Origin of the sequence: Pseudidiomarina salinarum (genome assembly GCF_000753715.1) — a bacterium.
In the GTDB taxonomy this organism is placed as follows: Bacteria; Pseudomonadota; Gammaproteobacteria; order Enterobacterales; family Alteromonadaceae; genus Pseudidiomarina; species Pseudidiomarina salinarum.
In genome coordinates this window covers 195,626-208,266 of record NZ_JPER01000003.1, presented here as the reverse complement: position 1 = coordinate 208,266, position 12,641 = coordinate 195,626, and the positions used below count along the sequence as shown (strand labels likewise).

The window sequence follows — 12,641 nt, the reverse complement described above, 5'->3', positions numbered from 1 at the left end:
TTTATGAGCACTATAGATACGGCAGTACTGAACCAGATAAATCGCAATCCCAATGGCGGGGTGGCTTCCAACAGTGCCGAGATGCGCGATAACTTCATGACCTTGCTGGTTACGCAGCTACGCAACCAGGATCCGTTGAACCCGATGGAAAACAACGAGATGACCTCGCAGTTGGCGCAGATCAATACCGTCAGCGGTATCGAGTCATTGAACGACACCATGCAGACGATAAATGGTCAGATGGATGCTGCCAAGGCCATGCAGGCGGCCGGGCTGATCGGAAAGGCCGTGCTGGTGCCAGGCGATAAGTTAATGGTTGGCGAGAGCGGCCAGACCACGCCATTTGGTATTGAGCTTGATGCTCCGGCGGGCGATGTAAAGGTCACTATTTACAATAACTCTGGTGTGCCGGTTCGCCAGCTTAATTTTGACCAGGTGGGCAGTGGCTCGCAGTCATTTGTCTGGGACGGTGTTATGGATGATGGTAGCCCAGCACCGGCGGGTTCATACAAATTTAGCGTCGAAGCCGCTAACAACGGCGAGGCAGTCAGCTTTAAACAGCTTAATTATGCTCAGGTGATGGCGGTGAGTAATACCGCTGATGGCCTGCGCCTCGATTTAGGCGGAATATTTGAGCCGGTGCGGCTTGAAGATATCCGGCAAATTATTTGATCAGCGTGATCACTTACAAAAACTAAGGAGCTCATCATGGGTTTTTCACAAGCACTTTCAGGATTACGCGCTGCAGCAGTTAACCTTGACGTGATCAGTAACAACATTGCTAACTCACAGATTGTGGGTTTTAAAAGCGCCCGGGCGCAGTTTTCTGACATTTATGCCAATGCTCAGGTCGGTTTAGGTACCCGGGTTGCCGCGGTACTACAGGATTTCAGCGAAGGTAACCTCGAAACCACCAATCGCTCTATGGATCTGGCTATTAGCGGTAAGGGCATGTTCCGTTTTGACCAGGGTGGTCAGGTTCAGTATTCCCGCAACGGTCAGCTGAGCATGGATAAAGATGGCTACATTGTAAACGTGCAGGGCGCACGGTTAACGGGCTACCCAGATGGTGTGGACGTTGGCGGGCAGCCGCAGGTTCTGCAGGTTCCGGCGCAAGGCCTGGCAGCAAGTGCGTCGACTCAGATTAGCGCAACTTTCAATCTGGATGCGGCCACGCCAATTCTGGATCCGGCGACTGTTACTTTCGATCCAACCGATGTGAATACCTACTCCTATTCAAACAGCGTGACCATGTTTGATTCGTTGGGTAACCCACAACAAGCGCAAATGTATTTTTCAAAGGTCGGAGCCAATCAATGGGAAATTCGGGTCGGTTCTGACGGGGGAATGGCACCGGAAGTGGGTACGGCAGAATTCAATGGCAACGGCGTAATGATTAATACCGCCAATCTGGGCGGCTTTACGTTTAACCCGGGTGGCGGCGCTAACCCGATGTCGGTGGCTTTAAATCTGAACAACACCACGCAGTTTTCCAATACCTTTGAACTAAGCAGTGTTTCTCAGAATGGCTATGGCTCGGGTACGCTGATGCAGGTCAGGATAAGTGATGCCGGCGAAGTGGTCGGTACTTATTCCAACGAGCAACAGCGCATTCTGGGTACCATCGCGTTAGCCAATTTTCAGAGCATGGAAGGCTTGCAGCCAGTTGGTGATAACGCCTTTATCGAAACTACGAAATCCGGTCCGGCCATAGTAGCTACCGCCGGTGTTGGGCAGTTTGGCTCGATTATGTCCGGCGCTGTGGAAGCGTCGAACGTGGATCTGACCCAGGAACTGGTCGCTATGATTATTGCCCAGCGTAACTACCAGGCGAATGCGCAGAGCATCAAGTCGCAGGATGAAGCCCTGCAGACTACGATGAACCTTCGTTAATAGTTAGGAATTCGCTATGGATGCCATCTTATATACCGGAATGAACGGCGCCCGTTCAACGCTCGACGAACAGACCGTTATTACCAACAATCTGGCCAATGTTTCCACCAGCGGCTTTCGGGGGCAGTTAGCCGCAGCGCGTGCGGTGCCGGTTAATGGCCCGGGCGTGCATGAGACCCGGGTGGCAACGGCTACTGGTACCGGTTTGTTTGATACCACAGCCGGCCCGGTACAGACCACCGAGCGTGAGCTTGATGTTGCTATGCAGGGCAATGCCTGGCTGGCAGTGCAGACGCCCGCTGGTGAAGCCTATACCCGTCGGGGCGATTTGCAGGTTGACGCCCAGGGCGTACTGAAAGTGCAGGGCATGACGGTGCTTGGTCAGGGTGGTCCGGTGATGGTACCCCTGGGTACGCAATTATCGATTGGTAACGATGGCACCATCAGCGGTATTGGCCTGGGCGCAGACCCAGATGAGCTGGTACCGCTGGAGCGGCTGAAGCTGGTTACCGTGGGCGAGGCGCAACTACTTGAGCGTGGTGAAGATGGCTGGTTCCGCGGGATCAACAATGCGGTATTGCCGCAGGATGAAACGGCGCAGCTTCGCTCCGGCGCGCTGGAAGGCAGTAATGTCAGCGCGGTCGATGCCATGGTCGCGATGATCGATAACCAACGCCGCTATGAAATGCAGATGAACTTTATTAATAAAGCCGATGAAACCGCGAAGCAGGCCAATAGCCTGCTGTCGGTAAGAGGCTAAGCAGGGGTTAAGTTATGATTAAATCATTATGGACGGCAAAAACCGGGTTAAGCGCACAACAGCAACAGCTGGATGTGATCACCAACAACCTGGCTAACGTCAATACCACTGGCTTCAAGCGCTCGCGCGCGGTTTTTGAAGATTTGCTTTATCAGAACATGCGTCAGCCCGGAGCCATGAATAATGCCCAGGATGCGCTGCCGTCAGGTTTACAGACCGGTACCGGCGTGCGGGCCGTAGCTACTGAGCGGTTACATACTCAGGGTAATTTGAATAACACCGAAAACTCCCGGGATTTGGCGATCAGCGGCAAAGGGTTTTTCCAGGTGCTGATGCCGGACGGCAACATAGCCTATACCCGGGATGGTAGCTTTCAGGTGAATGAAGATGGTCAGATGGTGACTGCCAACGGTCATCCGCTGGAACCAGCCATTTTCCTGCCGGCCAATGCCATGAGCGTAACTATTGGTGAAGACGGTATCGTTACGGTTAAACAGCCGGGCGTTGCTGATAACCAGCAGGTTGGTCAGATCAGCCTCGCTACCTTTATGAACGAAACCGGCCTGGAAGCGGTCGGCGGCAATCTCTACGTCGAAACAGCTTCTTCTGGTGCGCCTACGGAGTCACTGCCGGGCATGAACGGTACCGGCACGCTGTATCAGGGCTTTGTTGAAGCATCCAACGTGAATGTTGTCGAAGAGATGGTCAACATGATCCAGACCCAGCGCGCCTATGAAATCAACAGTCGCGCGGTACAGACCAGCGATGAAATGCTGGGACGCTTAGGGCAGTTATGATGAACAGATGCGGGCATTGGCTATTTCTGGCGCTTATTGTGAGCGGGGTATCGGCCTGTAGCAATGTTCCTGATCCGGTACTGGTTGAGCCTTATCAGCCGGTTACGGTACCGCAGCCAGCCGCTGGCGAGCCCAATGGCGCGATTTACCAGGCCAGCCGGGGTTATATCCCTTTATTCGAGGATCAACGTCCGCGGCGGGTGGGCGATATTCTCACCATAGTGCTTGAAGAAGAAGTTAATGCTACCAAAAGTTCAGCAAGCCAGGCCAGTCGCAGCAGCTCGATGGGGGTTGACCTTGAAGGCCTACCGGATGCGCTTGAGCAATTGGCAGAATATGGTTTTACCGTCAGCAGCGATAACGAGTTCAGCGGTGGCGGTAACTCCAGCGCTAATAACCGCTTTTCGGGCACCATTACGGTCACCGTGATGGAAGTTCTCTATAACGGTAATCTGCGAGTGCGGGGTGAGAAACAAATCGCCATTAACCAGGGTACCGAAGTCATCCGGTTCTCCGGTACTGTAGATCCGCGCAATATTAACGGCCTGAACAATGTGGTGTCGACGGCAGTCGCTGATGCCCGGCTTGAGTATCTGGGCGGTGGCTACATTAACGAAGCGCAGCGGATGGGCTGGTTACAGCGATTCTTCAACAAAATTGCGCCGTTTTAGGCCGCGTCAGGAATACAGGAGTGAGCGCAATGCGTGGTGTAGCACTAATTAGCTTGTTAGCAATGCTTCTCAGCGGTACGGCGATGGCTGCCGAACGGTTGAAAGATATTGCCAGTTTTGCTGGCGTACGAACCAATGATCTGGTGGGTTACGGCTTGGTGGTTGGCCTTGATGGCACTGGCGACCAGACCATGCAGGCGCCGTTTACCGGACAAAGCATGACCAATATGCTCACCCAGCTTGGGGTCTCCATTCCGCCCGGCACTAATATGCAGTTGCGCAACGTGGCAGGCGTCATTGTAACGGCTAAAGTGCCTGCGTTTGCACGACCCGGCCAGCAAGTAGATGTGGTTGTTTCATCTATTGGTAACGCCCGCAGCCTGCGTGGCGGTACCTTATTGATGGCACCGCTGAAAGGTGCCGATGGCAACGTGTATGCGCTGGCGCAGGGCAATCTGCTGATTAACGGTATCGTTGCCGAAGCGCAGGGCTCGTCCGCAGTAATCAACCATCAGGCGGCCGGCCGGATTTCCGGCGGGGCCACGATAGAGCGCGCGGTCGATCTGGACCTGGGCCGCAGCCAGGGGATCCTGGAACTTAACCTTAAAGAAGCTGACTTTACCACGGCATTGCGGGCAGTAGAGCGGATCAACGAGGAATTCGGCTACCAGGTGGCGCAGGCTATAAATGGCGGCACCATTACGCTGGACGGCCCCGCGACCGCTAATGAACGGGTGCGCTTTATGGCGCGTATTGAGAATATTGAAGTGAATCCGGCCGATGCGACCGCCCTTGTGGTACTGAATTCGCGCACCGGCTCGATCGTACTCAACGGGTCGGTGCGTTTGCGTCAGGCTGCTGTTGCTCACGGTAATCTTTCAGTCACTATTACCCGCCGACCAGTAGTCAGCCAGCCACCGCCATTCAGTGGCGGCGATACCGTGGTAGCGGAAGTAGCGGATATTGAGATTCAGCAGGAAGAAGCTTCACTGCAAGTGGTAGAAGGCACCGAGCTGATGCAGGTGGTGCAGGCGCTGAATAACCTGGGTGCGACGCCATCTGACCTGATGGCTATTCTACAGGCGCTGGAAGCTTCGGGTGCGCTGCGCGCCAAGCTGGAGATTATCTGATGAGTAGCACTATAACCGGGTTGGCGATGGATACCCAGCAACTGGCGCAGCTGAAAACAGATAGCCAGCACCGACCTGAGGAAGCCGCTAAGGCAGCTGCCACACAGTTTGAAGCCTTGTTTTTGCAGCAGATGATGAAGTCCATGCGCGAAGCAGGCGGCGATTCCGTATTTTTTAACAGTAATGCGATGAAAACCTATACCGAAATGTTCGATCAACAGATGTCATCTGAACTTGCCAGCAAGGGTATTGGTTTAGCCGACAGACTATTTGCCCAGCTTCAGCAAAAGCCGTGAATAAGGCTCAAGTTCAGGGCTGTGATGCCGATAATCAGGGGTATCATCAGAGGGTATATTCATGAGTATTTTTTCCATCGGCCTGAGTGGCCTGCATGCAGCACAAACCGCACTGCATGCCACCAGTGGCAACATCAGTAATGTGTATACGCCGGGCTATAACCGCGAAGTGGTGCTACTTGGCGAAAATAACGGCGATGGCGTAAAAGTGAATGATGTGCAGCGGCAATTCAATCAGTTTGTCGCAACCCGCCTGAATGCGGCCAGTGGCTCACTGGCATCTCTGGACACCTATGGCACCCAACTCAGGCAGATTGATAATTTACTGTCAGATGATGAAGCCGGGCTGGCGCCGCTGATGCAGAAATTTTTCAGTTCGATCGGTCAGATGGCAAGTAATCCGGGCGATCCGGCGGCCCGGCAGGGCGTGATTGGGACCGCCAGTACCATGGTTTCGCAGTTCAGCTCTTTCGGTAATTATCTGGACGATATTGGCCGCGGTGTTAATGAGCAGATTTCTCAGGAAGTTACCGGGATCAATAGTCTGACCACGCAGATAGCTCGCCTGAACGATGAAATTCAACTCGCACGAGGCAGCGAAGGCAATGCACCGAACAGCCTTTTGAACCAGCGCGACAATCTGGTGCACGAACTAAGCCAGCGGATCGATATCCGGGTGAATGAGCAAGATTCAGGCTCTTATACAGTCGCTTTAGGTAACGGCCTGCCGTTGGTTTCCTCAGGCACACAATATCAGTTGCGCGCAGAAGCGGGGCAGGCAGATCCAACCCGGACCATGGTGTCTTACGTTGATGGATCGGGTAATTCGCGTGAGCTGGCGGAGGACCATTTTAAACGGGGTAAGCTAAGCGGACTACTTGAATTTCGCAGCGAAAGCCTTGATAAAATGCAAAACCAGTTAGGTCAGCTTGCCTATTCGCTGGCCTCGGCGTTCAATGAAGTTCACCAACAAGGTGTTGATCTTAAGCAGCAGCCAGGCGGCGCCTTATTCGGGATTGGTGCCCCAAGCGCGTTTAGTAATACCCGCAATACCGGCGGTGTCGAAGCTGCAGTTAGTATTACTGATACCAGCAGCCTGATGACCACGGGCTTTGATATACGCTATGGTGATGGCGGCTATGCAGTGACGCGTCGGGATAACGGCAAACCCGTGGAAGCGACATTCGATGCCGCTACCAATAGTCTCAGTTTTGGCGGCATGGACGTTACGTTGTCCGGGACCCCTGCTATAGGTGACAGGTTTCGGGTGGAACCGCTTAATAATGTCGTCAATCAGTTCGAACTACTCGTTACCGAGGGCTCTGAGCTTGCGGCAGCGCAATCGAATAGCACGGGTGATAACCGGAATGCACTGGCACTGTTGGAGCTTCAGAATCAGCGACTGGTGCAGGGTAATGCGACCTTCAATCAGGCCTACGGCGGGATGATTAGCACCGCCGGTAACCAGATGAGCGTAGTGCAGGCGAACTTTGCCGCACAACAAGGGCTTACTGATCAGCTTAATGCCCTGCAGCAATCAGAGTCAGGGGTCAATCTCGATGAGGAAGCGGCCAACCTGATCCGTTATCAGCAATATTATCAGGCCAATGCCAAAGTAATCGAAACCGGATCCACCATCCTCGATACGATTTTGAGCCTGCGTTAACCCTTGCGGAGTAGCCTTATGCGCATTAGTACCATAACGATTTATAATCAGCACACCTCATCAATGAATAAGCAGCAGGCAGACGTTATGAAAGTTGGCCAGCAAATTGCCAGCGGCAAACGCGTGACGACGATTTCTGATGATCCACAGGCAATGACGCAAGCCGTGGCGTTAAGCCAGTCACAGGCCGTTACCCAGCAGTTCGTTGATGCACGTATTGGCGTTAGGAACTCGCTGGGTCAGGAAGAAAGCGTACTCAACAGCGTTACCGAGATTTATAGCCGCGCGAAGACGCTGATGGTGCAAGCAGCTAATGGTACGCTGGGTGACGCCGACCGATCCTCCGTTGGTAGCGAGCTAAAAAGTTTATACGAGTCACTTGTCGGCCTGGCAAACAGCGGCGATGGCAATGGCCGGTATCTGTTTGGCGGCTACCAGGATGACACCGCTCCGTTTGTCCGCCAGCCCGATGGCTCAGTCAGTTTTAACGGTAGTACCGAAATCAGAGAGCAACGGGTTGATGCTGACCGGTTGATGGCAACCGGCCATACCGGGGACGAGATTTTTCGCCAGGTGCATAGTAGCGCTGGTTACCTTGTGGATGCGAGCCCGGCGAATGGGGGCACCATGACGTTTGGCGCGGTTGAGATTCTGGACCCTTCTGATCCGCAGTTCGGGCAGGCTTTTGATGTAAACTTTGGCGGTACGGCAGCCGCACCAACCTATTCAGTTAATGGTGGTGCAGCAGTAGCTTATAACGCGCCGCAAGATATTGAGGTTGGTGGCCTGAGGGTTCGCCTGGAAGGGCAGCCAGCAGTTGGGGATACACTTCGTATTGCGCCGGCCGAGCAGGGCAATACAGATATTTTCAGAACCTTTGAGCGGGCTATAACGGCCTTAGATACCCCGGCGCTAACGGATTCAGATAAGGCAAACTTAAGAAATACCGTCAATGTTGTTATGAATGAGCTCGACAATGGGCTGGATAACGTACTTACGGTTCGGGCCGAAGTCGGCGCCCGTTTTAATGAGCTTGATACCTTGGATGCGATATCGGCCAACCGAATGATCGGTTATAAACAGGCGATGTCTGATCTGGTCGATCTAAACTATGTCGAGGCGGCGTCTGAGTACAGCATGCGGATGGTTGGTTTGCAGGCAGCGCAGCAGTCGTTTGCTAAAGTGAAGGATTTAAGTTTGTTCAACTACCTGCGTTAAGCGCGGGTAGTTTTGCCTCAGAGGGTGACCAGAACTTTTTCGACCATATCCAGACCCACATGGAACATCCGCTGCATATAAGTTCCCAGCTCGGTCATCAGCACCATAAGCAACACCAGCCCCAGGGTTAGCGACATCGGGAAGCCAATCGAAAATACGGTTAACTGAGGTGCTGAGCGGTTCAGAATACCCAGGGTCAGGTTAACGATCAGCAGGGCGCCAAATACCGGCAATGCCAGCAAAATCCCCGCACTGAACACCACAGCACCAAAGCGCGCAATCAGGTCGAAGGCATCGGCGTTCATCCCTATGGTGCCGATTGGCAGCATGATGAAGGAACGCGCCAGAACTTCGAGCAGAATCAGATGGCCATCAATCGCTAGAAACATCAGCATAGCGAACACATAAAGCAGCCGTGAAAGAATCATCGTGTTGGCGCCGCTATCGGGCGAGAAAAAGGTAGCGAAGGCCAGGCCCATCTGTAAGCCGATAAACTCACCAGCGGCCTGTATGGCGGCAAAAATAACCTGCATCACCAGGCCGATAGCAGCGCCTATCAGTAACTGCTCAACGATAATTCCGAAACTGGCCCAGGAAAACAACGGCACATCTGGCAACGGCGGCAGTAACGGGCTGATGACCACGGTAAATATCAGCGCCAGCCCCAGTTTAATTTGTCGGGGCAGGCTGGAATGACTCAGCACCGGCGCGATCAGTAGCAGCCCGCTGAACCGGCAAAAAGGCCACAGGAACAAGCTGATCCAGTGTTCAAGTTGAGCAAAAGTGAGGGTCAGCATCGGTAGCGGCCCGTCACTGGATCATGATCGGGATATTGGTGAATAAACGCCGGGTAAAGTCGACGATAAGCTGCAGTAAATAGGGTCCGATGGCGACCAGCACGGCAATAACACCCAGAATTTTCGGAATAAATGACAACGTCATTTCGTTAATCTGGGTGGCCGCCTGAAACAGACTGATAAGTAAACCCAGCAGCAGTGCCGTCAGCAGCAGTGGACCGGCCAGGAACAAACAAACCTGCATCGCCTGATAGGCGATGGTCATTACTGTTTCTGGCGTCATGGCTTAGCCCTACACATAGAAGCTTCTCGCCAGTGAGCCGATCAGCAGTTCCCAGCCATCGACCAGCACGAACAGCATCAGCTTAAAGGGCAGCGAGATCGTTGCCGGCGGTACCATCATCATACCCAATGCCATCAGCACACTGGCAACCACCAGGTCGATGATTAGAAACGGAATAAAAATAGTGAAACCGATCTGAAAGGCGGTTTTCAGTTCGCTGGTTACAAAAGAGGGCACCAGTACGTAAAAGGGCACGTCGTCGGGGCTCTGTAGCGGGCCAACATTGGCCAGCCCGGCAAACAGAGCCAGATCGGGTTCACGAGTCTGCGCCATCATGAATTCGCGCAAGGGCTCAGAGGCCAGCGAAAAGAACTGCGTCAAATCGATGGTATCGTTGCTTAATGGGATCCAGGCGGTGTCGTAAATCTGATTAAACACCGGTGCCATAATGAAAAATGTCAGGAATAACGATAGCCCCAGCAACACCTGGTTTGGCGGCGCCGACTGGGTACCGATAGCCGTTCGCAGCAGGCTGAACACAATAATGAGCCGGATAAAGCAGGTCATCATCAGGATCATAGCCGGAATAAAGGCCAGGCTGGTCAGCAAGATTAAGGTTTGCAGCGGCAGCGACCATTTTTGCCCGCCGTCCGGCGTTGGCTCGCTGATAATGCCGGGAATGCTCTGCGCTAAAAGTTCGGCGGGGAATAACAGCACCAGTAAAGCAATAATAAGAATACGCATTATTCTGAACTTCCACTCTTATTATTTAGCTGCTTATTCAGGGCTTGCTGGAAGCGCCGGGCAAAGCCCTGGCTGTCTTCTTTGGCTGGTGGCTGTTGCGCGGGCATTTCGTGAAGCTTGCGCACCTGACCGCTGGCGACACCCAGTACCAACCAGGTGTCGCCAACACTGACAATAACCACCCGCTCACGCTGGCCGACGCCAACGCTGCCGACTACTTTCAGTAATCCGCCGGCGGCCTGGGCAACGCCGGAAAACCGCCGGAACAACCAGGCGCAGCCTAAGATGACCAGGATAATAAAGATTAAAATCAAAGCGACCTGGCCAAATAATTCAAGGCCTCCGGTCAGCTCAGGAGCTTCGGTTGCGTTCATCGGTTCAGCTTCTGGACACGTTCGGATGGCGTTACGATTTCGGTGATCCGGATGCCGTATTTATCATCAAGCACCACCACTTCGCCCTGGGCGATCAAATAGCCGTTGATCAGAATATCCATTGGCTCACCAGCTAAGCCATCGAGCTCGACGACAGAACCTTGTGCCAGTTCCAGTAGCTGCTTGATGGTGATGCGGGTACGGCCGAGTTCCACACTTAATTTAACCGGGATATCCATAATAATATCCAGATCATTCATGGTGCCGCCGGCGGCCGCTGTATTATCCAGCGGCTTAAAAACCTTCTGGCTGTCACTGGTGGGCGCGGCCTGTTGTTCTTCGGCGAGCGCATCGGCCCATGGATCCTGATCCTGGTCAGCGGGGGACTGGTCTTGGTCTTTATTAGTCATGGTCGGACTCCTTGGTACGCAGCACCGCAGTTGGAAATTGATGATTTTCTAATAAATGCTTCACTTTGAGGGCGCGGTGGTCATTTACGCTGCCAAATTCGCATTCCAGTACGGGTAATGAATTAACGGTTGCGGTTACCGTGTCAGGCAGCTCTACCGGGATGACGTCGCCCGGCTTCAAGGACATGACTTGCGGTAAGCGCAATGGAATATCAAGAAAATCAGCGACCAGTTCGATGGTCGATGACTTAAGTTCATGGGAAATACGCTCACGCCAGGCTTTATCGTTGCTGTAACCCGTATCAGCCCGCAAGTTGGTTAACTTATCGCGCAACGGCTCGACCATCGAGTAGGGCATGCAAATCTTAAAGTTGCTTTCTAATTGACCCACTTCCAGATGAAACGTCGTGGTTACGACGATTTCACTCGGTGAACTGGTAATTGCGGCAAACTTTGGCTGCATCTCTGAACGAATAAAGGTGATCTCCAGCGGATGTACCGCGCGCCAGGATTCCTGATAGGCGTCGATAGCCAGGTTCAGGACCCGGTTGATAATACGTTGCTCGGTGCCGGTAAATTCGCGCGCTTCGTTGCGCGTCATAAAGCGGCCATCACCGCCGAACAGGTTCTCGACAATCATCGACACCATAGGATGCGGAAACACCACCAGCGCGCTGCCGCGCAATGGCTTCATGGCGATAATATTCAGGTTGGTCGGCGATGGCGTGGCATCGGCAAAATCACTGAAGCGCTGATAGCGAACCGACTCGACGCTAATGTCGGCGTTGCGTCGCAACAAGTTAAATAAATTCATCCGGAACTGCCGGGCGAACCGCTCGTTAATGACTTCCAGGGTATGCAGGCGTTCCCGCACTACGCGATTCTGTGAGGCCGGGTCAAAGGGCCGTTGCCGTGGTTTGCTTTTCGCTTTTGGCTGGCGCGGCGGCGCATCAACCGGATTCACATCTTCAGTTGTTTCGATATCAAGGGCTTCTTCATCAGCTTCGGGCTCAGCGGCAACGCCGCTTAACAAGGCATCGAGCTCGTCCTGACTTAAGTGGTTATCACTACTCATAGCACCTACTGAACAATAAATTCGGTGAACAGAACATCATTAATGACCATCTCTTTGTCGCCGTAATAGGGCTCGCTGAGGCTTTGCATAATACTGCTGGCCAGCGCTTTTTTGCCGTCCGACATCGCTATTTTCTCTGCCTCCTGACCGGATAACAGCACCAGCAGACGGTTACGCACCTGCGGCATATTGCTGAGTATCGCCTGCTTAACTTTCTCGTCAGGAACTTCCAGAGTCAGGCCGGTATACAACAGGCGCGGGCCAAACTGGTCACTCTTCAGGTTCACCGTAAAGGGCGAAATATTGACGAATACCGGTTCATACTCTTCGGGTTCTGCAGCCACTTCCTCGCCGTTACCGGCTGCCATCGCGATATTGCGGGTGTCCAGCAGCAACCAGGTATTACCGGCGCTTAATCCAATGGTCAGAAACAGCAAAACGTAGAGCACAAGGCTGCTCTTATTCCCTGTTGCTTCCTGAGTATCATTTTTACGTGCCATACATCACCTTCGTTAAATTAACTTGAT

General features: G+C 53.3%; 16 protein-coding genes. 9 read left to right on the top strand and 7 right to left on the bottom strand.

Features of this window, described 5'->3' with window-relative positions; genetic code table 11:
- Window positions 1-3: 3 nt before the first annotated feature.
- The 9 genes from IDSA_RS07265 to flgL all read left to right on the top strand — a co-directional run bounded on the left by IDSA_RS07265 (window position 4) and on the right by flgL (window position 8,431).
- On the top strand, window positions 4-672 hold the full coding sequence (locus IDSA_RS07265; protein WP_034775541.1) for a flagellar hook assembly protein FlgD: 669 nt from the start codon (window positions 4-6) through the stop codon (window positions 670-672).
- A 36-nt stretch (window positions 673-708) separates the two neighbouring features.
- Entirely contained in the window at window positions 709-1,893 is a 1,185-nt protein-coding gene (flgE, locus tag IDSA_RS07260) for a flagellar hook protein FlgE (protein WP_034775539.1), read from the top strand.
- A 16-nt stretch (window positions 1,894-1,909) separates the two neighbouring features.
- Window positions 1,910-2,653 carry a flagellar basal body rod protein FlgF gene (locus IDSA_RS07255; protein ID WP_034775537.1) on the top strand — a complete coding sequence of 248 codons (744 nt, stop codon included), beginning with the start codon at window positions 1,910-1,912 and terminating at the stop codon, window positions 2,651-2,653.
- A 14-nt stretch (window positions 2,654-2,667) separates the two neighbouring features.
- Window positions 2,668-3,450: a flagellar basal-body rod protein FlgG gene (flgG, locus tag IDSA_RS07250; protein ID WP_034775535.1), complete on the top strand. Its 783-nt coding sequence runs from the start codon at window positions 2,668-2,670 to the stop codon at window positions 3,448-3,450.
- Between the two features lie 38 nt (window positions 3,451-3,488).
- Window positions 3,489-4,121, top strand: coding sequence for a flagellar basal body L-ring protein FlgH (locus IDSA_RS07245; protein ID WP_232221278.1), 633 nt, complete (start codon window positions 3,489-3,491; stop codon window positions 4,119-4,121).
- A 29-nt stretch (window positions 4,122-4,150) separates the two neighbouring features.
- Window positions 4,151-5,251, top strand: coding sequence for a flagellar basal body P-ring protein FlgI (locus tag IDSA_RS07240; RefSeq protein WP_034775532.1), 1,101 nt, complete (start codon window positions 4,151-4,153; stop codon window positions 5,249-5,251).
- Window positions 5,251-5,547 carry a rod-binding protein gene (locus IDSA_RS07235; protein ID WP_034775530.1) on the top strand — a complete coding sequence of 99 codons (297 nt, stop codon included), beginning with the start codon at window positions 5,251-5,253 and terminating at the stop codon, window positions 5,545-5,547. Before IDSA_RS07240 ends, IDSA_RS07235 begins: the two co-directional genes overlap by 1 nt.
- A 61-nt stretch (window positions 5,548-5,608) precedes the next feature.
- A complete protein-coding gene (gene flgK / locus IDSA_RS07230) occupies window positions 5,609-7,213 on the top strand; it encodes a flagellar hook-associated protein FlgK (protein WP_034775529.1) in 1,605 nt (534 codons plus the stop codon).
- Between the two features lie 18 nt (window positions 7,214-7,231).
- Window positions 7,232-8,431, top strand: coding sequence for a flagellar hook-associated protein FlgL (gene flgL, locus IDSA_RS07225; RefSeq protein WP_034775527.1), 1,200 nt, complete (start codon window positions 7,232-7,234; stop codon window positions 8,429-8,431).
- Between the two features lie 17 nt (window positions 8,432-8,448).
- Here flgL and fliR read toward each other — a convergent pair whose 3' ends face one another.
- Genes fliR through fliL form a run of 7 tightly spaced genes read right to left on the bottom strand, consistent with a single transcriptional unit; the run spans window position 8,449 to window position 12,614 of the window.
- Window positions 8,449-9,228, bottom strand: a complete 780-nt coding sequence (fliR, locus tag IDSA_RS07220) for a flagellar biosynthetic protein FliR (RefSeq protein WP_034775525.1) — start codon at window positions 9,226-9,228, stop codon at window positions 8,449-8,451.
- 13 nt (window positions 9,229-9,241) lie between these two features.
- On the bottom strand, window positions 9,242-9,511 hold the full coding sequence (gene fliQ / locus IDSA_RS07215; RefSeq protein ID WP_034775523.1) for a flagellar biosynthesis protein FliQ: 270 nt from the start codon (window positions 9,509-9,511) through the stop codon (window positions 9,242-9,244).
- 9 nt (window positions 9,512-9,520) lie between these two features.
- A complete protein-coding gene (gene fliP, locus IDSA_RS07210; protein ID WP_034775522.1) occupies window positions 9,521-10,255 on the bottom strand; it encodes a flagellar type III secretion system pore protein FliP in 735 nt (244 codons plus the stop codon).
- Window positions 10,255-10,629: a flagellar biosynthetic protein FliO gene (fliO, locus tag IDSA_RS07205; RefSeq protein WP_034775520.1), complete on the bottom strand. Its 375-nt coding sequence runs from the start codon at window positions 10,627-10,629 to the stop codon at window positions 10,255-10,257. Before fliO ends, fliP begins: the two co-directional genes overlap by 1 nt.
- A complete protein-coding gene (fliN, locus tag IDSA_RS07200; protein WP_034775518.1) occupies window positions 10,626-11,039 on the bottom strand; it encodes a flagellar motor switch protein FliN in 414 nt (137 codons plus the stop codon). The genes fliO and fliN overlap by 4 nt, the downstream gene beginning before the upstream one ends.
- Window positions 11,032-12,114, bottom strand: a complete 1,083-nt coding sequence (gene fliM / locus IDSA_RS07195; protein ID WP_034775516.1) for a flagellar motor switch protein FliM — start codon at window positions 12,112-12,114, stop codon at window positions 11,032-11,034. Before fliM ends, fliN begins: the two co-directional genes overlap by 8 nt.
- A 5-nt stretch (window positions 12,115-12,119) precedes the next feature.
- Window positions 12,120-12,614, bottom strand: coding sequence for a flagellar basal body-associated protein FliL (fliL, locus tag IDSA_RS07190; protein WP_034775515.1), 495 nt, complete (start codon window positions 12,612-12,614; stop codon window positions 12,120-12,122).
- Between the last annotated feature and the right edge of the window lie 27 nt (window positions 12,615-12,641).